Raw genomic sequence first — 19,001 nt, forward strand, 5'->3', positions numbered from 1 at the left:
CAGGCCATATGGATTTTTTGGCGGAAGTATACCGTTCTTTATCCGTATTAGACGGAGCAGTATTATTAGTTTCTGCAAAGGATGGCATACAGGCACAGACCCGTATACTGTTTCATGCACTACAGACAATGAAGATTCCGACAATTTTTTTCATCAATAAAATTGACCAAGAGGGGATTGATTTGCCAATGGTATATCAAGAAATGAAAGCAAAGCTTTCTTCGGAAATTATAGTGAAGCAAAAGGTTGGGCAGCATCCTCATATAAATGTAACGGACAATGACGATATGGAACAGTGGGATGCGGTAATTATGGGAAACGATGAACTATTAGAGAAATATATGTCAGGGAAACCGTTTAAAATGTCAGAACTGGAACAGGAAGAAAACAGGAGATTCCAAAACGGAACGTTATTTCCCGTTTATCACGGAAGCGCTAAAAACAATCTGGGGATTCGGCAGCTTATAGAAGTGATTGCCAGTAAGTTTTATTCATCAACGCCTGAAGGTCAATCTGAACTATGCGGGCAGGTTTTTAAGATTGAATATTCAGAGAAAAGGCGGCGTTTTGTTTATGTGCGTATATATAGCGGAACATTGCATTTGAGGGATGTTATTAAAATATCTGAAAAAGAGAAAATAAAAATCACAGAGATGTGTGTTCCGACAAACGGTGAATTATGTTCATCCGATACAGCCTGCTCTGGTGATATTGTAATTTTACCAAATGATGTTTTGCAGCTAAACAGTATTTTGGGGAACGAAATGCTGTTGCCGCAGAGAACATTTATTGAAAATCCTCTCCCTATGCTCCAAACAACGATTGCAGCAAAGAAATCTGAACAGCGGGAAATATTGCTTGGGGCACTTACAGAAATTTCAGATGGCGACCCTCTTTTAAAATATTATGTGGATACTACAACGCATGAGATTATACTTTCTTTTTTGGGGAAAGTGCAGATGGAAGTCATTTGTGCCATCCTTGAGGAAAAATATCATGTGGAGGCAGAAATAAAAGAGCCTACTGTTATATATATGGAAAGACCGCTTAGAAAAGCAGAATATACCATCCACATAGAAGTCCCGCCAAATCCTTTCTGGGCTTCTGTCGGGTTGTCCATAGAGCCGCTCCCTATTGGAAGTGGAGTGCAGTATGAAAGCAGAGTTTCACTTGGATATTTAAACCAATCGTTCCAAAATGCGGTTATGGAGGGGGTTCTTTATGGCTGCGAGCAGGGGCTGTATGGATGGAAAGTGACAGACTGTAAAATCTGTTTTGAATATGGATTGTATTATAGTCCTGTAAGTACCCCCGCAGACTTTCGGCTGCTTTCCCCTATCGTATTGGAGCAGGCTTTAAAAAAAGCAGGGACAGAACTATTAGAGCCATATCTCCACTTTGAAATTTATGCACCGCAGGAATATCTCTCACGGGCGTATCATGATGCTCCAAGGTATTGTGCAGATATTGTAAGTACTCAGATAAAGAATGACGAGGTCATTCTGAAAGGAGAAATCCCTGCTAGATGTATTCAAGAATACAGGAACGATTTAACTTATTTCACAAATGGGCAGGGAGTCTGCTTGACAGAGTTAAAAGGATACCAGCCAGCTACTGGTAAACTTATTTGCCAACCCCGCCGCCCGAATAGCCGTATAGATAAGGTTCGGCATATGTTCCACAAGTTAGCCTAACAGCTTGCGAAAGTCGTATAAAATGAGAAAGGAGAATGTAACTTCATGTTTTCTAAAAATTCAAAGGCATATTCTGTCTATCTGCTGTTCCGATTTGTCTATTCCCTGGCGGCTTCTATGGCCACAGTGCTTTCCATCGTGTACCACCTGGAGGTGGTGCAGCTGGATGCTTTTCAGCTTGTCCTGGTGGGGACTGTTCTGGAAACCTCCTGCTTTCTGTTCGAGATACCCACCGGTGTGGTGGCGGATTTGTATAGCCGTCGGCGCTCGGTGCTGATTGGAATGTTCCTCTACGGCCTGGGCTTTCTGATGGAGGGTGCGCTGCCGTGGTTCGCGACGGTTCTGCTGGCCCAGGTTGTCTGGGGTTGCGGTGATACCTTCATCACCGGCGCTCTGGAGGCGTGGATTGCCTCGGAGGAAGAGGACAAGCCCATGGATAAGGTGTTCCTGCGTGGCATTCAAATGGGGCAAATCGGCGGCGTTCTGGGCGTGGTGCTGGGCACACTGCTGGGAAACATAAACCTGCAAATGCCTATCATCTTGGGGGGCAGTTTGTGCTTGCTGCTGGGGCTGGTGCTGGTTCGCATCATGCCAGAAACCAACTTCTCCCCTGCTATTGAGGAACGGCAGGGCTTGCTTAAAGACTTTGTCTGCCTGTTCAAGCTCAACCTGGGCTTTGTGAAAGGCGCACCTGTGTTGCTGGCGCTCTTAGCAATCACACTGTGCGGGGGACTTGCCAGTGAAGGCTTTGACCGGCTCTCCACCGCTCATTTTCTGGATGACACGGTAATACCCGTTATCGGGCCACTGAACAGCGTCACTTGGTTCGGTGTTATCAGTCTTATCGGCAACGGCTTAGGTATTCTGGCTTCTCAGTTGCTCATCGCCCGCATGGAGAAAAAAGGGACTGTCAGCCGAACCAGTGTGGTCATGTCCACCAGCGCCGGGTATATCCTGTGCCTAGTTCTCTTTGCGGTGGGGCGGAGCTTTTGGTTCATGTTGTTGATGTTCCTCCTGGCGGGGCTTATGCGCACCATCAAGGAGCCGGTGCTGGCCGCCTGGATGAACGACCATGTGGAGGAGAAAATGCGCGCCACAGTCTTTTCTACCAGTGGACAACTGGACTCTTTCGGGCAGATCATCGGCGGGCCTATTGTGGGGCTGGTAGCCCAACAGGTGTCCATACCCTGGGGGCTGGTCTGCACCGCTTTCCTGCTGTTGCCCGCGCTGTTCTTGGTGCCAGTGGCGGGAAAGAAGCGGGATTGATATGGCATAGTTAAGTTTACTGACGAGCGGGAGATTACTTCCGCTCGTCTTCATTTAGCAGCGCAAAATTTGAGGACTCTTTATCTCCTTATTCGGCATAGCGGAGGCGGCTGTCAATTCGACATAATTTTCTTGTGATACTTTACCACACATGAGCATCAGCGTAGGGATTGCAACAGCGGCTGTTTTTCCGCTACCAGCTCCACCAACAATCAAAATATGTCCGTCTGTGCTTTCGGGCATGGTCGCATATTTTCCATTACTCTTGCCGAACACAACACCCGAAAGGTCTTTTGCTGTTTTCAGTGCTACCGTATCACCGCCCAGCTTCGCTTCAAAGCCTTTCTTCTGTCTATTATGCAAAAGAAGCTCTAAAAAGCTGAATTTGCGGTCTTTTTTTACCATACGAATGATATTTTGAAGAAAATTTAATGGGCATAAAACATAACAAGCATACCACAAAATAGTGAAAATACCGTCCATAATCTGATTATTTTGTATGAACGTTCCTGTTATTTCCTCATATCCAATCCCTACAACAAGTGGAACACAAAACCACCACAGACCAGTAAACCATACCAGTTTAAGCACATATTTTAAGCCTTTTAGCAGGAACATAAATACCCTTGCTATCATTCCTAAATCGTTTCCGTCCATAAACCCTCCTATCTGCTATGCCCTATATCATGCGTTTTACTGTGTTCCTGTTTTCTCAATGCGTCCTGCACTTTTGTTTTCAAAGCCTCTCTCCTTTCGGAAAACCCACCTTTTGTTGGTGCTTTTTTCATCTGTTCCATGCCATTGCCGCCCTCTGTCTTTTCTGCGGCTTTCTCGGCTCTCTTTTCGTCATAATAACCCGATTTTACAAGCCGCATATATTTATCTTCTGTATTGGCTAAATCCCTTAATTCTTGGCTCTGTGGGGTCTTATCGTCCTTGCGCTGGCTGTTTTCTTCCTTGCGCCGTGTTTCCTCTTTCAGACGTTCTTCCCTCGCTGGCTCCTGTTCCTGCCGCTGGCTGTCCTCTCTCTGCTGTCTTTCCTGCTTACGGCGTTCTTCCTGTGCCCTCTGCTCCTGTCTGCGCCTTTCCTCTTGGCGGCGTTGCTCGTCCTGTCTGCGCTGTTCTTCCTGCCGCTGGCTGTCCTGTCGGCGTTGCTCGTCCTGCATACGGCGTATTTCCTGCCGCTGGCGTTCTTCTGCTAAGGCTCGCTCGGATAACTGGCGGCTCTCTACGGCTTGTTGCTCCAAACGCTGACGGTCATTCCTTGCGGCTTCTTCCTGTCTGTTCTGTTCACTCATAATCTCCAAAAGCTCCTTTCGTCTCTTTCTGTGTAGCCACTTCCACCAAACAGGTAAAAACAACATCATCAGAAAGATTATTATAACCGTGTAGTTTTCCGTCCTTTTCTCACTCCTTTCTGTCCTCACGGTGAGTAAGTGTAAATGAAATATTTTATTTACTGTATATATATTATATAACTTATGTAATGTATTGTCAATATATAAGTTATATATTTTTTTCTATATGCACAATTTTTTACAATATTTTCCATTTTTTTAGTGACATTTTATGTACAATGTGTTATGTTAAGATTGTAAATTATTACAGTTTCACGGAAAGGGCGGTATTGCTTATGATTAAAAAGCACTTTAAGAAACTCGTCAGTGTTGCTCTTACCGCTGTCATGGCTTTAGGGATGACAACAACTGCCTTTGCAAACGAAAAAGACACGCTTAATCTTGATGCCGCACTTATGGAAAAAGGGTATCCTCAAATTGTTCTTGATACAATGGACGAAGATACCAAAATGGATATTTATAACGAGGGAGACATTGCGTTCTGTGGTGCTGTAATTACCTATTATGATGAAAACAGTGGTACTTATTCAGAAATCGATGTCAATGAAGATGGAACTTATATTGCACCAAGAGGGCAAATCTCTACATCAGACCTTTCTTTAAGTTTCACTTATTCAAGAAGCCCTGCAGCCAAGAACACAAAACTTTCTTACATCAAAGTTACTTACAATTATAACTGGCTTAATCTTCCGTTTTTCCGCTGGCAAGACCCTACTTCTGTTTCATGGGATGACAGCAAATTTCAGATGACGGATAATAGCTTTTCTAAAGTTGATAAGTATGATGGCTATGTGATTGGTCCAAATGGAGAGCTTTTAGGACCTTATACAAACCAAACTCATTCTTCTGAAAATGGTTATGCCAACGCAAGTAATGCTGGCGTTTCTTGGTATGCTGACTTAAAAGGTTATATTGGAGTTCAACCGACTAAATTATATGGAAGTGGCACATTCAAACTTGCTCCAAAATCAACAACTACCAGCGGTTCAACAACTCTGTATGGTCACTATGTTCACCCAAAAGCAGAATTAGGGCTTAGTGTTAATGTTTCATCTTATGGTAGCTTCTCCATTTCCGGTGGTAGCAACTATGATGAGCGTGGTTCTCAAAAAACAATATCTTGGTAAAAAAAAGGAGGGGAATCCCCTCCTTTTTTACTCGTCTTTTTTATTCTCATTTTGATAAATAAGAAACGCCCCTATAATACTAATTGATACTACTACTCCAATTCCGTGATTAAAAAATGATAACCATGTACCTACCCCTACACTTAATATAAATGCAATAATCGCTTTTCCCATAATCTTTTTCCTTTCTCATTTTGAAAATTTAATTTTGCCTTATATCTCGGCTTTTTCATCTAAAAAGCTCTGATACTCCTGCCAATAGTCAAGGACTTTTTTCATTTCTTCCTCAAATGTACCGTTCTTATATTCCTTTTTCTGCTCGGTATATTCGTTCCAGTATTCCGAAAGTGTCTGTTTGTCTGCTTCAACTTCTTCTCGCCAATCAGATATAACCGTTCTTTCTTCCTGTTCCCATTCTTCTTTACTGGAATAACAAGGCGTTCCCTTTCCGTTAGTGAGGTCTTTCCATGTGTAGGTTCTTCCACCCCTGCCTTTCATCACGCCGCTTGCAAGTGCTTCTTCGCTGGTCTGTATATTTTCTTCGGTACTCTTTATATTTTCCCATGCACCTATAACTTCATCAAGTCCACCCCACTCAATCAGATACCTTAAAAAAGTGAGGTCGGGGAACATTCCAAACCAGCAACGCTCAAACCACTGTTCCGCATACATTCTTTCATCAGAACCGTTACTATATGTTCCGCATACTAAATCACCGATAAAATTCTCTATCAGCTCCCCCACGGTCAAACCGTGTGCCGCCGCCTTTTCAGAAATACGCTTTACATCAGCGTCCGATAATTTGACTTCGATTGTTCTCGATCTGATTGTTTCAATTTCTTCTTGCTGTTGTCCTGCCATACCTACCACCATTCCCCCTTATCGTTATAGTGCCACCATTTGCCGCTTTCGTACTCGATACAGAAGTTCCCCTCAAAGTCAAACCACGCCTTTACAGGCTCGCCCTCTCCCCATTCTTCAAAGGCTTCTTTATGCCTGGCATAATTCGCCCTGGCTAAGTTCTCCATATCCTCACGAACACGCTTGTACTCTGCGATTGTCTTTGTTCCCTTTATTACCGTATTCATCGCCGCACCTCGCTTTCCATGTTATTGCTATTATGCAAGTTATATATATCGCATAATATACATAACTTATGCCTGTTATTCAGTTTTGATTTTATCGTACTCTTTCAGCTTTCCAGCGTTTGCGGCTACATAATCGGCTATCAATTCCGACACTATATCACTTGCGCTCTGACGGTTCACATAGGCAATTTTCTGTAAAGCTCCGTAACTGCTCGGATAAAGAGCAAGGCTAACACGCTTTTTTGTTTCTCTCTCAACTGGCGGTCTGCCCTTTCCTGCTGGCTTATCCGCTTTCTTCTCGTCCTCTGTTGCTCCTGCTCCTATAATCGACTTAAACGCCGCTTCTTGGTCAAATTTTGCCTTTCCTGCCATTACTCCTGCTCTCCTTTCAGAAATTCCTCTATAAAGGCTTTGTAGTCCTCTGATACCGTTGATTTTTCTGCATAGTCAAATATATCTACCCTGTTCGCCTGTGCTTCTTCCACTGCTACTGCAGAACGGATATAGGTCTTATAAATCGGTGCAGAAATATACTGGCTCAACTGCTCCGTAAGTTCCTTTATCTGCTTGCTGATATTTGCCCTCGGATTGAAACGAGTAAACAAAATACCCGTTATCTTCACATTCGGGTTGCAATACTTCTGTACGCTCTTTACAGTTTCATTAAGCTGGTTAATTCCCGTAGTCGCAAATATTCCTGCCGTTGTAGGTATCAGAATATCACTTGCCGCTGTAAATGCGTTGACCGTCAGCACACCCAACGAGGGCGGCGTATCAACAATGATATAATCATAGTTATCCGATACGGCGGCAATCGCTTCTTTCAGCCTATGTTCCTTTCCTGTCTGTGAAAGCTCCTGTTCTGCTCCTGCAAGCATGATATTTGAGGGGATTATATCATATCCACCGTTCATGTGCTGGATCGTTTCCTCTGCGGTCACTTCCCGTTTCATCAGCTCATAAATAGTCGGTACGTTATAATTCACCGAACCGCAAGCAGAAGAAAGATTTCCCTGTGGGTCAAGGTCAATTCCCAGTACTTTATATCCCTTATCTGCTAACCCTGCGGTCAAGGCTTGTGAGGTTGTCGTTTTACCAACGCCCCCTTTTTGATTAGCCACAGCTACAATTCTCATAGGGTCACACTCCTTTACGTTTGTTGTATAACATATATAAGTTATATAATTTATATATGTTATTGTACCACCATAATTTATATATGTCAATCCTTTTCCATACAGATTTAAGCGATAAAAGAGAAAAGTCCTCACGGTGAGGACTTTTTTTACTCACCGTGAGTAAAAAAAGAGGGCGGTTGCCCGTCCCCCTTTCAATCTTCATAATGCCCTTTGCACGAAACAATATAGATTATCTCGTCTTTCTCATAGTAAACAATTCTGTTGGTATCATCAATACGCCTGCTCCACATACCGCTTAGATTTTCCTTTAGCGGTTCAGGCTTCCCGATACCCTCAAAGGTGCTTCTCTGAATATCCTTGATAAGTCCGTTAATTCTTTTCAGCGTTTTCTTATCCTGCGTCTGCCAATACAGATAATCACTCCACGCTCTATCTTCCCATAGCAACCTCATTAGTCCACCTCTATCAAGTCATGCTCTGCGAAATGGGCTTTGCCGTCCTTAATATCACTCACGATATTTTCCAAATAACGGATATTGCTATCAGAATAAAACGGGTCTACCGATACCTCAAAAGGAATACGCTTTTCTCTGCCTACTTTTTTAGCAAACACAGTGAACGCCGCACTCATGGAAAGACCTAATTCAGAACACGCCTGTTCCATGCTCTTTTTTACATCTGCGTCCAGCTTGAAATTAACATTAACTGCCTGTGACATATACAACACTCCTTTCTTACTTATAGTATATACAAGAACAAAGAAAAAGTAAAGAATATTTCTTTAATTTTTCTTTACTATTTATAGTATTTCCACCTCTCATATATTCATACAGCATAATAGCAATAACTTATTTTCTGTATTTATGTTATTGCTATTATGTATATTATTCGTTTGAATTTAATCACGGTGATTAACTCGGTCAACTCGCCCTATTCTCTGCAAATTCTCACAGCGAGAAAACACCGCCCGTAATTCTTCCGTGTCCAATCCTGCCGCTACGATCGGCTCTGCTGGTTTTAACTGCGTTTTTTCTTTTGCCGCTTCATAATATTTGTAAACTGTCTTTTTATCAAGTCCCGTGCCCCTTATAACATCACACTTTCTTGCCTCGGGATTTTCCCTCAAAAATGCTTCAACCACACTTTCTGCACTCGGTCTACCATTTTTGTTTCTCCACTCACCATTCGGGTAATCACTATCACGCAACAACGTAATTCTTTTTATATGCTCTGATTGTTTTCGTCCATTTCTTTTATTTCTCTCAATATGCAAATCTGTTAGATACTCAATATCTGAAATCTTAAAATTGTAATACTCCTTGCTATATACCTCTAATGCGCTCTCCACATCTTCTTCCGTCAATGGATTGTCATGCTCTATCAGTTTCAGCTTATCAAACACTTCATACATATCCGCTTTCAGCTTCTCTTTCGGCACATCACACTTACAAGCATAAATGACAAGACACATCAGATAATAGTATCTGTGACCGCCCGTAATCTCCCCTGCTCGGTTCAGCCACCAATTATACAGAGCGAAGCCCTGCTTGCCTTTTATGTCCCATTTCTTTTGCCGCTTGTTCTTCTCTACGACTACACGCTGATACCATTCGGGATAACTTTCCTTAGCCTGCTCCCTTGACATCTTAGATGGGGCAAAACGCCGATTCACATCAACCCTATTCTGCGGCTTCACATAGGAATTAAGATACTCTAACGTTACCCTACCGCCAATCTGAAACGCTTTCACTTCAACATCATACTTCGGGTTAATGCTCCCCACCATACGAAAACCTTGAACGATTGACTGATACTGCACTTTATCTTTCTTGGAAGTCGATTTATAGTCCCACATTCTAAAAGTAAGGTCATATTTCAAAGACTTCATTTGCAACTTGATATTCGGAAAAAGGTCTATCGCTTCTTCAAAAACGTAATACACATGAAGTCCCGTGCCACTCACTACAAGAAAAGTTGGAACAGGAAGTGTGCGAATATTTTCCGCTGGTTGTCCAAATCTTAACAACAAATTTTTTAATTCATACAATCCAACCCCGTCAAGGTCAATCGCCAGCGCATACATACGTTGAGCGTTCTCTAAATTATTCGCCCTACCTCGATACGCAATCCCACTACACAAAGTAGATGGGTTCTGCTCCACATAATTTATATAATCTTCTTTCCATGTATCTGAAAGCATTATGCGACGCCTTAATCTTCTCCTTGTCCCACTGTCTTTTTCATCGGTATAAAGATAAACTGCATTAGGCTTTTCATAGTGACTACACTGCTCCCCCTGCTTCTGATTATCGGGGAAAATATAATCATAAAAAGAGCAACCGTCCACCTCATCATAAAGCACATTCAAAACTTCCAATACTTCTATATACTCCTGCGGTGGTTCTTTCTTAGCCATAGTACAACACTTCCTTATTTACATGATATATATTATATATCTTATTTACATTATATAACATAAATAAGAAAAATGCAAGTTCCTTTTTACCGTTCTTCTACCTGCGTATCAAGATAATAAGTACATAAAGTCCTACTTACAGCCGTAGGGTGCATTTCCAAACCAACTGCACCAACCACCAGCACATAACCACTTTCCAACCATTGGTTCTCTGTCTTGAACCGTTCCCTCAACTCCACAGGCAAATGATTTTTTACAGGCAACCCATCATAGGAAGATAAATAAGTAACATCAAAACCCTCAATCCTCATGTATAAAAACTCCTCTCTGCTGAATAATATATAATAGCCCCACACCCTACTTGGGGGACTTAGATTATCAATGAAGTATTTCCACCTTTTAGTATATGAGTAATGCCCCACTTCGTCAAGGGGGACTTAGATTATCAATGAAGTATTTCCACCTTTTTTTGAAGTCATAGGGGACTTAGATTATCAATAGGTTTTTTTACCTCTATTTAGGTCATAGGGGACTTAGATTATCAATATATTTTATTTACCTATGTCACCTGTGCCGCATATTGCCCTATAAAGCCGTTTTCTCGCTCTGTATGTAGTTTTTCCCATCTTCTAATAAATCATTCGTCTATGCGGCTTACACGGCTTTTAACGGGTATCTCGCCGCTGATGGGTGAGAAATGCAGTCAAGGGCGGCTCCTGCCGCTTGCCTTGCCCTTGACGAAATGGAACGCCGCACAATAAGAAAAGGGGAAGTTGCTCACTCTTTGAGTAACTTCCCCTTGATTACTTTTCTATACTGCCCCTGTGAGAGCGTCACGGCTTATTAGAGCAGTCTTATTTCCCCCATTAAGGAAATACACCATGAAAACCACCAAACGGCTCTATGGGGCAAATACCGTGTTATATACCTCTGTCACGGTCATGTGTCCTGTTCCGTTCCCTCGTCTGTGCTTCTTGCTTCAATGCAGTGTCAAGCTGGCGGCGTGCTTCGGCTTCGGCTTGGTAATACTGCAATCGTCCCATGGTTGGAATTTCTTTCTGCTGTCCCATACGGTCAAGTATTTCCTGCCGTTGGTCTGCCGGTATCTGCTTCGCCGCTTCGAGAAATGCCGCTTTTACTTCTTCGGCTCTCTCCTTTGCCCCTCTGTTCTGCATAGCCGCCTTTGCCCTGTTCTGCTCCTGTGCCGCCACGCTTCTTTTTTCTTTTACCGCTTCATCTGCCTTGGACGGTTCGGACACACCAAGCGCACCCAGCTTGTCAAGATTACTCCTGCGCAATCTCTCAAAATTATCAATTTTGTTTTGCAGTTCTTTTTTCTCCCTGCCTTTGAAGATACCCAACTTGTCCCTTTCTTCCTGCAAGCTCTTTATAGTTCGGCTCTGTTCCGATATGGTCTTTGAAATACTCTCTATTTCGTTTGCCTGTCTTTCATAGATCGGGTTCGGCTGATAGCTGGTACGCTCTGCACTCTGTACCATGGCTTTTACAAATTCACTGCGCAACGCTGAAAGTTTTCTTGCCATTTCTTCTGCATAGGCAGTATCAATTTTCGGTGCGTCCTGCTTTGGTTGCTCCTGCCGCATTATACTTTCACGCCTTGCGACAAAACCGCTCTGTGGTTCTGCTGTTTTTGCCCTTTCTCTTATTGCTTCAAGACTGCTCTCTATTTTATCCCGTATGAATGAAATATCTCCTATCAGCTTGTCTTTATGATAATCAAAATATGGAACTTTACGCCCATCACATTCTATTGTTCTTTCTGCACTGGCTGTGGTTGGCTCTAAACGCTTCGCTATGTTATAGGTTTTGAGCATTTCAGTTTGCAATCTCAAAAGCACATTTTTATTTTCTTCTGTGGCTTTTGGTAACATTCGTTCAATTTTTGCAATATGTTCATGCTGTTTATTCCATTCAATATCTTCTCTGATATTTATAATTTCTTTTTGTGTCTGCTTAGTCAGAATATCTATTGTTTGCCTTATCGTTTTCGACTATAGTTATAATGCCATTTGCTTTTCCGTCCTCAAAATGCCCAGCTCTCTCAAAACTTCCCTCCGGGAAAACAGCCCGATAAAACTCTTTCGGCTTCACTTCCTCAAAAAACTGCCCAAGCCATTCATTTTTCAGCTTATACAACTGCTTTTCAGTCGGTTTTTTTGCCATAAGTCCACCACCTTTCTTCTCCCCTCTAAAACACCTATAGGGGGCTTATATTATCAATATATTTTATTTTACCTTTTTGACCTTTCAAAAAAGGGCTATTTTTCTCTCCCTTTCCCCACCCCTAAAAACACCTATAGGGGGCTTATATTATCAATATATTTTATTTTACCTTTTTGACCTCTTAAAAAAGGGCGATTTTTCTCTCCCTTTTCCCTACCAGTATAGCACTACTATTTTTTCTTCAAAAAATAAAAAATTATCGCTACTATCAACATCACAACACCTATCGCAATAAGCAAGATGCTGACAAGAACACTATTCAACTTTCCTGCGACAAATACCGAGGTAGGACCATCTACACCTCCGATTATAGCAATAGCATTATTATTCATCTTCAATGCAACACCCACAATAACAGATATTATTCCAACAACACCAGCAACGATTCCTAATATTTTTTTCATTGACTAATCTCCTTTCTCAACCTTCCGATTTGTCGATTTCTTTTTACTTACCAAGCATACCATATAACAGCATAAGAAACACTAAAATATTACAGACCATACCGCCCCAAAACAGGTACAGCTTTAAGCCCTCATATCTGAAAAAGCTGTTCTTACTTTCCTCCAGCTCCCGGATCTTTTGCTTCATCACGCTCGTAAGTGTATCAGACTGCTTCTCAAGAAGCTTTGTAGCCCTCTGTATAGCCTCTATATTCGCCTGTAACGCCTTTCTAACCTCTTGGACGGTGTTTTCCTTAACCTCATCTTTCAAACTCCCAATCTCGCCCGATATAGCGTCTTGAAGCAATTCGTTGCTGTTCTTCAGCAGCTCTACGCTCTGCTTCAGCTCGCTGATGAGCTTCCTGTTCTGCTCTGCGTCTCTCTGCCTGTTCTGCTCTGCCCTTACTTGTTCTTGATTTGACTGCTTCATCAATTCCTCGCAGTTCTCGCTCGACATCGCCAACGCTTCTTTGAGCAGACTGTTTTCCAGCTCTGTCCGGCTCTGTCGGTTTAACTCTTGAAGCTGCTCTCTTGGACTGCTCTGCTTCTGCTGTTCGTGCATTTCTCTCAAACTCATGCTCCATGCTCTCCTTTCCAAAATCCATATTGTAGTATTTTTCCAGCTTGTTATCCCTGATTTTACAAGCCTTTTCTCCTGCCTGTTCCCTGGCTAAGTCGGTATATGTGATGTACTTGTGGCTGTCCTGCCAGTCTACGCCGTACCCTCTTTCATTCATCATCCGGATAAAGGTTTCCCGGCTGGTCGCTGTTTCCTTACAGTCCAGCACCGCAAGGGCAATATCCTGCACATAGCTTTTGACCTTTCCCTGCTCTGCCTGTTTCAAAAGCTGGTAGGTGTCTTTGCTCCATGCCACCGTTTCTTCCCGGACTTCTCCAGCAAAGGTCTTTCCTTTCTCCGGCACATGCAAGCCCTGTTCCCGGCTCTGCTCGTTGCACCGTTCCTTTAGGTCTTTAAGGTCGTGCTTACTCCATTGGAGCTTATGACCGTCCTCATAATTTACGGAATTGACAATAAAATGCGTGTGTATATGCCCCTTGTCTATATGCGTGGCTATCAGAACTTCATGCCCTTTCCATGCCTTTGTATGCTCTGCCAGCTCGACAGCGTTCTTGTGAGCCTGCTCCGGGGTTATTTTCTCGTCCTCATGGTAGGATTGCACATAATGCTTATAGGTTCTTCCATCCGTCTTGCCCCACAGCTCCTTTGTGGCTTGCATTTCTTCCTTGACCGTCTCCGGCTCACAATGCAGACCGCTGACAAGCTTCTCCTCTGTCTTTTCTTTTTTTGTCACATAATCTATGGCGTGCCCTATGCCCGCCTTTGAAGATACCGCCTTAATGACTGCCATACTTTGTTCAGCTCCTCTCCATGCTTCCGCACTTCCGCTTCACTCGGCAACATTCCCCCCTCATTACACCGCTTTGCTATCTGGTTGAGGTTGTTCCCTATCCGTTTCAGTTCCGGGATAAGTTCCTTGATACCGTCCGTATTCACGATTTGCTTCTCCAGCACACAGGAAAGGATATATTCCTGCTGGTTCTTTCCACTCTCTGAAATCTTCTCCTGTAGCTGCTGGTATTCTTCTTCACTTACCCGGAATGATAGCTGCTTTGGTCTTGTCTTGTTCATACCCTTACCACTCCATATCCATGACATCAAGTAGGTCAAAGAAACGCTCCAGCGTCTTATTTTCCTTTTCTGCCGGATTCTGTTTTACATATTTATCAATTACTTTCATCAGCTCCTGCACCTCGTATCTGTACTCAAACTGAATTTTATCCATATCTTTTTTCATGCCTTTGACCTCTCTTTCTTCGGTGCTACCACCGTCATATTATGAGCCTTCCGGCTCGTTTAAAAGGGGGATTGAAGGGGGGCTTGCCACCCTCACAAGTTCTAAAGTGGTAACACTTTAGGAAACTTGCAATATATCCGCTACACATATTATAGCATGATAGACACCCTATATCAAGCGGATATATTCGTGCGTATATTCTGCCAAGAATATAGTGGAGCTTACTTCCTCTTGGGCGACTTTGGAAGTGTAGGAGGGAGACAGTCAAGGGCTTGTTTTTTATCTGCAGTATGAGCTTCGGCTTGCCGATCAGCGAGTACAGCAGATAAAAAATGGTCGCAGACCACCCTTTACTTTCTTCCGCCGGAACGGACAATGTAGGACGGATTTTGCGGACATTCAAAATAAAAAAGAATGTGGAGGTAACAGACAATGGCAAAATCATTATTTGAGGAACTGGGCGGCAAATACGAAAGGCAAGGGGATTATTTGATACCGTGCTTAACTGTACCCGCCGAAGAAGAACAGGCAATAGGCATCTGGGGGCAACGGCATTTAGATTATCTAAAACAGTACCGTAAAGTTACATACACCAATCTTCTTACAAGCGGCAGGCTAAACGCCTACCTTGCCGACATCAACAGACAGGCACAGGAACGCTTTGAAAGGCTCATAGAGGGTATGAAACAGGCACAGGGCATAACGGAACAGCTAAAGGCAGAAAACGCCTTAGAATGGACAGGATGCCTCAATAACATAAGGGCTTGTGCGAGGGAGATTGTGGAAAAGGAAATTATTTTTGCATAAACAGATGATTAGTGGCAGGGGGAAATCCTGCCGCTTTTTCTGCTTTAGTTTGTCAGCTTGACAAATAAAGGGTTAAGGAATATAATTAGATTCAGTATTATACAAGGAGTTAATAAATATGCGGCAAGGTATTCTTAAATAAACTGTCAATTTGATAGTGGGAACAAAAAGTAGCAGTCCCGTTTCACTTTTAATATGGGGCTTAGTTTTTTGTACCCAGTTTAAGAATACTTTTATCATGTAATTTTATATGCCCGAAAACATATAAGTGTTTTGGGGCTATTGGAGTTATTTACCCAGTGATAGGAGTATTTATCACTGGGTATTTTTATGCCCTTTTTTGGGTGTTGATAGGAGGAAAATCACATGAAAATAATTAACTTAGGCATTCTGGCTCACGTTGACGCAGGAAAGACAACATTAACGGAGAGTTTATTGTATACCAGTGGTGCAATTGCAGAACCAGGGAGCGTAGATAAAGGCACAACAAGGACAGATACAATGAATTTGGAGCGTCAAAGGGGAATCACTATCCAGACAGCAGTGACATCTTTTCAGTGGGAGGATGTAAAAGTCAACATTATAGATACGCCAGGCCATATGGATTTTTTGGCGGAAGTATACCGTTCTTTATCCGTATTAGACGGAGCAGTATTATTAGTTTCTGCAAAGGATGGCATACAGGCACAGACCCGTATACTGTTTCATGCACTACAGACAATGAAGATTCCGACAATTTTTTTCATCAATAAAATTGACCAAGAGGGGATTGATTTGCCAATGGTATATCAAGAAATGAAAGCAAAGCTTTCTTCGGAAATTATAGTGAAGCAAAAGGTTGGGCAGCATCCTCATATAAATGTAACGGACAATGACGATATGGAACAGTGGGATGCGGTAATTATGGGAAACGATGAACTATTAGAGAAATATATGTCAGGGAAACCGTTTAAAATGTCAGAACTGGAACAGGAAGAAAACAGGAGATTCCAAAACGGAACGTTATTTCCCGTTTATCACGGAAGCGCTAAAAACAATCTGGGGATTCGGCAGCTTATAGAAGTGATTGCCAGTAAGTTTTATTCATCAACGCCTGAAGGTCAATCTGAACTATGCGGGCAGGTTTTTAAGATTGAATATTCAGAGAAAAGGCGGCGTTTTGTTTATGTGCGTATATATAGCGGAACATTGCATTTGAGGGATGTTATTAAAATATCTGAAAAAGAGAAAATAAAAATCACAGAGATGTGTGTTCCGACAAACGGTGAATTATGTTCATCCGATACAGCCTGCTCTGGTGATATTGTAATTTTACCAAATGATGTTTTGCAGCTAAACAGTATTTTGGGGAACGAAATGCTGTTGCCGCAGAGAACATTTATTGAAAATCCTCTCCCTATGCTCCAAACAACGATTGCAGCAAAGAAATCTGAACAGCGGGAAATATTGCTTGGGGCACTTACAGAAATTTCAGATGGCGACCCTCTTTTAAAATATTATGTGGATACTACAACGCATGAGATTATACTTTCTTTTTTGGGGAAAGTGCAGATGGAAGTCATTTGTGCCATCCTTGAGGAAAAATATCATGTGGAGGCAGAAATAAAAGAGCCTACTGTTATATATATGGAAAGACCGCTTAGAAAAGCAGAATATACCATCCACATAGAAGTCCCGCCAAATCCTTTCTGGGCTTCTGTCGGGTTGTCCATAGAGCCGCTCCCTATTGGAAGTGGAGTGCAGTATGAAAGCAGAGTTTCACTTGGATATTTAAACCAATCGTTCCAAAATGCGGTTATGGAGGGGGTTCTTTATGGCTGCGAGCAGGGGCTGTATGGATGGAAAGTGACAGACTGTAAAATCTGTTTTGAATATGGATTGTATTATAGTCCTGTAAGTACCCCCGCAGACTTTCGGCTGCTTTCCCCTATCGTATTGGAGCAGGCTTTAAAAAAAGCAGGGACAGAACTATTAGAGCCATATCTCCACTTTGAAATTTATGCACCGCAGGAATATCTCTCACGGGCGTATCATGATGCTCCAAGGTATTGTGCAGATATTGTAAGTACTCAGATAAAGAATGACGAGGTCATTCTGAAAGGAGAAATCCCTGCTAGATGTATTCAAGAATACAGGAACGATTTAACTTATTTCACAAATGGGCAGGGAGTCTGCTTGACAGAGTTAAAAGGATACCAGCCAGCTACTGGTAAACTTATTTGCCAACCCCGCCGCCCGAATAGCCGTATAGATAAGGTTCGGCATATGTTCCACAAGTTAGCCTAACAGCTTGCGAAAGTCGTATAAAATGAGAAAGGAGAATGTAACTTCATGTTTTCTAAAAATTCAAAGGCATATTCTGTCTATCTGCTGTTCCGATTTGTCTATTCCCTGGCGGCTTCTATGGCCACAGTGCTTTCCATCGTGTACCACCTGGAGGTGGTGCAGCTGGATGCTTTTCAGCTTGTCCTGGTGGGGACTGTTCTGGAAACCTCCTGCTTTCTGTTCGAGATACCCACCGGTGTGGTGGCGGATTTGTATAGCCGTCGGCGCTCGGTGCTGATTGGAATGTTCCTCTACGGCCTGGGCTTTCTGATGGAGGGTGCGCTGCCGTGGTTCGCGACGGTTCTGCTGGCCCAGGTTGTCTGGGGTTGCGGTGATACCTTCATCACCGGCGCTCTGGAGGCGTGGATTGCCTCGGAGGAAGAGGACAAGCCCATGGATAAGGTGTTCCTGCGTGGCATTCAAATGGGGCAAATCGGCGGCGTTCTGGGCGTGGTGCTGGGCACACTGCTGGGAAACATAAACCTGCAAATGCCTATCATCTTGGGGGGCAGTTTGTGCTTGCTGCTGGGGCTGGTGCTGGTTCGCATCATGCCAGAAACCAACTTCTCCCCTGCTATTGAGGAACGGCAGGGCTTGCTTAAAGACTTTGTCTGCCTGTTCAAGCTCAACCTGGGCTTTGTGAAAGGCGCACCTGTGTTGCTGGCGCTCTTAGCAATCACACTGTGCGGGGGACTTGCCAGTGAAGGCTTTGACCGGCTCTCCACCGCTCATTTTCTGGATGACACGGTAATACCCGTTATCGGGCCACTGAACAGCGTCACTTGGTTCGGTGTTATCAGTCTTATCGGCAACGGCTTAGGTATTCTGGCTTCTCAGTTGCTCATCGCCCGCATGGAGAAAAAAGGGACTGTCAGCCGAACCAGTGTGGTCATGTCCACCAGCGCCGGGTATATCCTGTGCCTAGTTCTCTTTGCGGTGGGGCGGAGCTTTTGGTTCATGTTGTTGATGTTCCTCCTGGCGGGGCTTATGCGCACCATCAAGGAGCCGGTGCTGGCCGCCTGGATGAACGACCATGTGGAGGAGAAAATGCGCGCCACAGTCTTTTCTACCAGTGGACAACTGGACTCTTTCGGGCAGATCATCGGCGGGCCTATTGTGGGGCTGGTAGCCCAACAGGTGTCCATACCCTGGGGGCTGGTCTGCACCGCTTTCCTGCTGTTGCCCGCGCTGTTCTTGGTGCCAGTGGCGGGAAAGAAGCGGGATTGATATGGCATAGTTAAGTTTACTGACGAGCGGGAGATTACTTCCGCTCGTCT

At 43.4% G+C, this 19,001-nt stretch carries 22 protein-coding genes and 3 pseudogenes; 7 read left to right on the forward strand and 18 right to left on the reverse strand.

Annotation, left to right across the window (positions count from 1 at the left end; genetic code table 11):
• Nucleotides 1-2: 2 nt before the first annotated feature.
• Together tet(O) (LK436_RS18115) and tet(40) (LK436_RS18120) are read left to right on the forward strand one after the other, a co-directional pair.
• A pseudogene (tet(O), locus tag LK436_RS18115) lies at nt 3-1,694 on the forward strand (tetracycline resistance ribosomal protection protein Tet(O)); the annotation flags it as partial.
• 45 nt (nt 1,695-1,739) lie between these two features.
• Complete coding sequence (tet(40), locus tag LK436_RS18120; RefSeq protein ID WP_008399619.1) at nt 1,740-2,960, forward strand: tetracycline efflux MFS transporter Tet(40); 1,221 nt, start codon at nt 1,740-1,742, stop codon at nt 2,958-2,960.
• A gap of 54 nt (nt 2,961-3,014) precedes the next feature.
• Here tet(40) (LK436_RS18120) and LK436_RS18125 read toward each other — a convergent pair whose 3' ends face one another.
• Both LK436_RS18125 and LK436_RS18130 read right to left on the reverse strand, forming a co-directional pair.
• A complete protein-coding gene (locus LK436_RS18125; protein WP_008399621.1) occupies nt 3,015-3,617 on the reverse strand; it encodes a type IV secretory system conjugative DNA transfer family protein in 603 nt (200 codons plus the stop codon).
• Nucleotides 3,618-3,625: 8 nt separating this feature from the next.
• Nucleotides 3,626-4,258: a hypothetical protein gene (locus LK436_RS18130; RefSeq protein WP_044931940.1), complete on the reverse strand. Its 633-nt coding sequence runs from the start codon at nt 4,256-4,258 to the stop codon at nt 3,626-3,628.
• A 335-nt stretch (nt 4,259-4,593) separates the two neighbouring features.
• Between LK436_RS18130 and LK436_RS18135 the strand changes: the two genes are divergently transcribed.
• Nucleotides 4,594-5,445: a hypothetical protein gene (locus tag LK436_RS18135; protein ID WP_044931942.1), complete on the forward strand. Its 852-nt coding sequence runs from the start codon at nt 4,594-4,596 to the stop codon at nt 5,443-5,445.
• A gap of 27 nt (nt 5,446-5,472) precedes the next feature.
• On the opposite strand, the gene LK436_RS18140 is transcribed toward LK436_RS18135, so the two are convergent.
• The 16 genes and pseudogenes from LK436_RS18140 to LK436_RS18215 form a co-directional block, all read right to left on the reverse strand.
• Complete coding sequence (locus LK436_RS18140; RefSeq protein WP_156796998.1) at nt 5,473-5,619, reverse strand: hypothetical protein; 147 nt, start codon at nt 5,617-5,619, stop codon at nt 5,473-5,475.
• 39 nt (nt 5,620-5,658) lie between these two features.
• On the reverse strand, nt 5,659-6,306 hold the full coding sequence (locus LK436_RS18145; RefSeq protein WP_044931944.1) for a hypothetical protein: 648 nt from the start codon (nt 6,304-6,306) through the stop codon (nt 5,659-5,661).
• Between the two features lie 2 nt (nt 6,307-6,308).
• Nucleotides 6,309-6,533 (reverse strand): hypothetical protein, encoded by a 225-nt coding sequence (locus LK436_RS18150; protein WP_008399626.1) that lies wholly within the window; start codon nt 6,531-6,533, stop codon nt 6,309-6,311.
• 75 nt (nt 6,534-6,608) lie between these two features.
• Nucleotides 6,609-6,905 carry a hypothetical protein gene (locus tag LK436_RS18155; protein WP_008399629.1) on the reverse strand — a complete coding sequence of 99 codons (297 nt, stop codon included), beginning with the start codon at nt 6,903-6,905 and terminating at the stop codon, nt 6,609-6,611.
• Complete coding sequence (locus LK436_RS18160; protein ID WP_008399631.1) at nt 6,905-7,669, reverse strand: ParA family protein; 765 nt, start codon at nt 7,667-7,669, stop codon at nt 6,905-6,907. Before LK436_RS18160 ends, LK436_RS18155 begins: the two co-directional genes overlap by 1 nt.
• 194 nt (nt 7,670-7,863) lie before the next feature.
• Nucleotides 7,864-8,124, reverse strand: a complete 261-nt coding sequence (locus LK436_RS18165) for a Txe/YoeB family addiction module toxin (RefSeq protein WP_008399632.1) — start codon at nt 8,122-8,124, stop codon at nt 7,864-7,866.
• Nucleotides 8,124-8,390 (reverse strand): type II toxin-antitoxin system RelB/DinJ family antitoxin, encoded by a 267-nt coding sequence (locus tag LK436_RS18170; RefSeq protein ID WP_008399634.1) that lies wholly within the window; start codon nt 8,388-8,390, stop codon nt 8,124-8,126. Before LK436_RS18170 ends, LK436_RS18165 begins: the two co-directional genes overlap by 1 nt.
• A gap of 180 nt (nt 8,391-8,570) precedes the next feature.
• Entirely contained in the window at nt 8,571-10,088 is a 1,518-nt protein-coding gene (locus LK436_RS18175) for a hypothetical protein (protein ID WP_008399636.1), read from the reverse strand.
• A gap of 86 nt (nt 10,089-10,174) precedes the next feature.
• Nucleotides 10,175-10,399: a hypothetical protein gene (locus tag LK436_RS18180; RefSeq protein ID WP_008399637.1), complete on the reverse strand. Its 225-nt coding sequence runs from the start codon at nt 10,397-10,399 to the stop codon at nt 10,175-10,177.
• Between the two features lie 609 nt (nt 10,400-11,008).
• Nucleotides 11,009-11,980 carry a hypothetical protein gene (locus LK436_RS18185; RefSeq protein ID WP_008399638.1) on the reverse strand — a complete coding sequence of 324 codons (972 nt, stop codon included), beginning with the start codon at nt 11,978-11,980 and terminating at the stop codon, nt 11,009-11,011.
• Between the two features lie 82 nt (nt 11,981-12,062).
• Nucleotides 12,063-12,272, reverse strand: coding sequence for a hypothetical protein (locus LK436_RS18190; RefSeq protein WP_008399639.1), 210 nt, complete (start codon nt 12,270-12,272; stop codon nt 12,063-12,065).
• 230 nt (nt 12,273-12,502) lie between these two features.
• The gene (locus tag LK436_RS18195) at nt 12,503-12,736 is read right to left on the reverse strand and encodes a hypothetical protein (RefSeq protein ID WP_007885222.1); all 234 of its coding nucleotides are present in this window, start codon (nt 12,734-12,736) and stop codon (nt 12,503-12,505) included.
• Nucleotides 12,737-12,779: 43 nt separating this feature from the next.
• Nucleotides 12,780-13,352, reverse strand: coding sequence for a hypothetical protein (locus LK436_RS18460; RefSeq protein ID WP_009256613.1), 573 nt, complete (start codon nt 13,350-13,352; stop codon nt 12,780-12,782).
• Nucleotides 13,353-13,761: 409 nt separating this feature from the next.
• Nucleotides 13,762-14,145, reverse strand: a pseudogene (locus LK436_RS18615) (relaxase/mobilization nuclease domain-containing protein); the annotation flags it as partial.
• Nucleotides 14,106-14,426 carry a MobC family plasmid mobilization relaxosome protein gene (locus LK436_RS18210; RefSeq protein WP_009256578.1) on the reverse strand — a complete coding sequence of 107 codons (321 nt, stop codon included), beginning with the start codon at nt 14,424-14,426 and terminating at the stop codon, nt 14,106-14,108. The gene LK436_RS18210 and the pseudogene LK436_RS18615, both read right to left, overlap by 40 nt.
• Before the next feature lie 4 nt (nt 14,427-14,430).
• Nucleotides 14,431-14,592: a hypothetical protein gene (locus tag LK436_RS18215; protein ID WP_007885225.1), complete on the reverse strand. Its 162-nt coding sequence runs from the start codon at nt 14,590-14,592 to the stop codon at nt 14,431-14,433.
• A 368-nt stretch (nt 14,593-14,960) separates the two neighbouring features.
• On the opposite strand from LK436_RS18215, the pseudogene LK436_RS18620 reads away from it, so the two are divergent.
• The 4 genes and pseudogenes from LK436_RS18620 to tet(40) (LK436_RS18230) form a co-directional block, all read left to right on the forward strand.
• Nucleotides 14,961-15,044, forward strand: a pseudogene (locus tag LK436_RS18620) (helicase); the annotation flags it as partial.
• Nucleotides 15,025-15,399 carry a TnpV protein gene (locus LK436_RS18220; RefSeq protein ID WP_001129922.1) on the forward strand — a complete coding sequence of 125 codons (375 nt, stop codon included), beginning with the start codon at nt 15,025-15,027 and terminating at the stop codon, nt 15,397-15,399. The pseudogene LK436_RS18620 and the gene LK436_RS18220, both read left to right, overlap by 20 nt.
• A 366-nt stretch (nt 15,400-15,765) precedes the next feature.
• Nucleotides 15,766-17,685 (forward strand): tetracycline resistance ribosomal protection protein Tet(O), encoded by a 1,920-nt coding sequence (gene tet(O) / locus LK436_RS18225; RefSeq protein ID WP_008399617.1) that lies wholly within the window; start codon nt 15,766-15,768, stop codon nt 17,683-17,685.
• A gap of 45 nt (nt 17,686-17,730) precedes the next feature.
• The gene (gene tet(40), locus LK436_RS18230) at nt 17,731-18,951 is read left to right on the forward strand and encodes a tetracycline efflux MFS transporter Tet(40) (RefSeq protein ID WP_008399619.1); all 1,221 of its coding nucleotides are present in this window, start codon (nt 17,731-17,733) and stop codon (nt 18,949-18,951) included.
• Nucleotides 18,952-19,001 lie beyond the last annotated feature (50 nt).

The organism is Clostridium sp. M62/1, from assembly GCF_020736365.1.
Taxonomy (GTDB): Bacteria; Bacillota; Clostridia; order Lachnospirales; family Lachnospiraceae; genus Otoolea; species Otoolea saccharolyticum_A.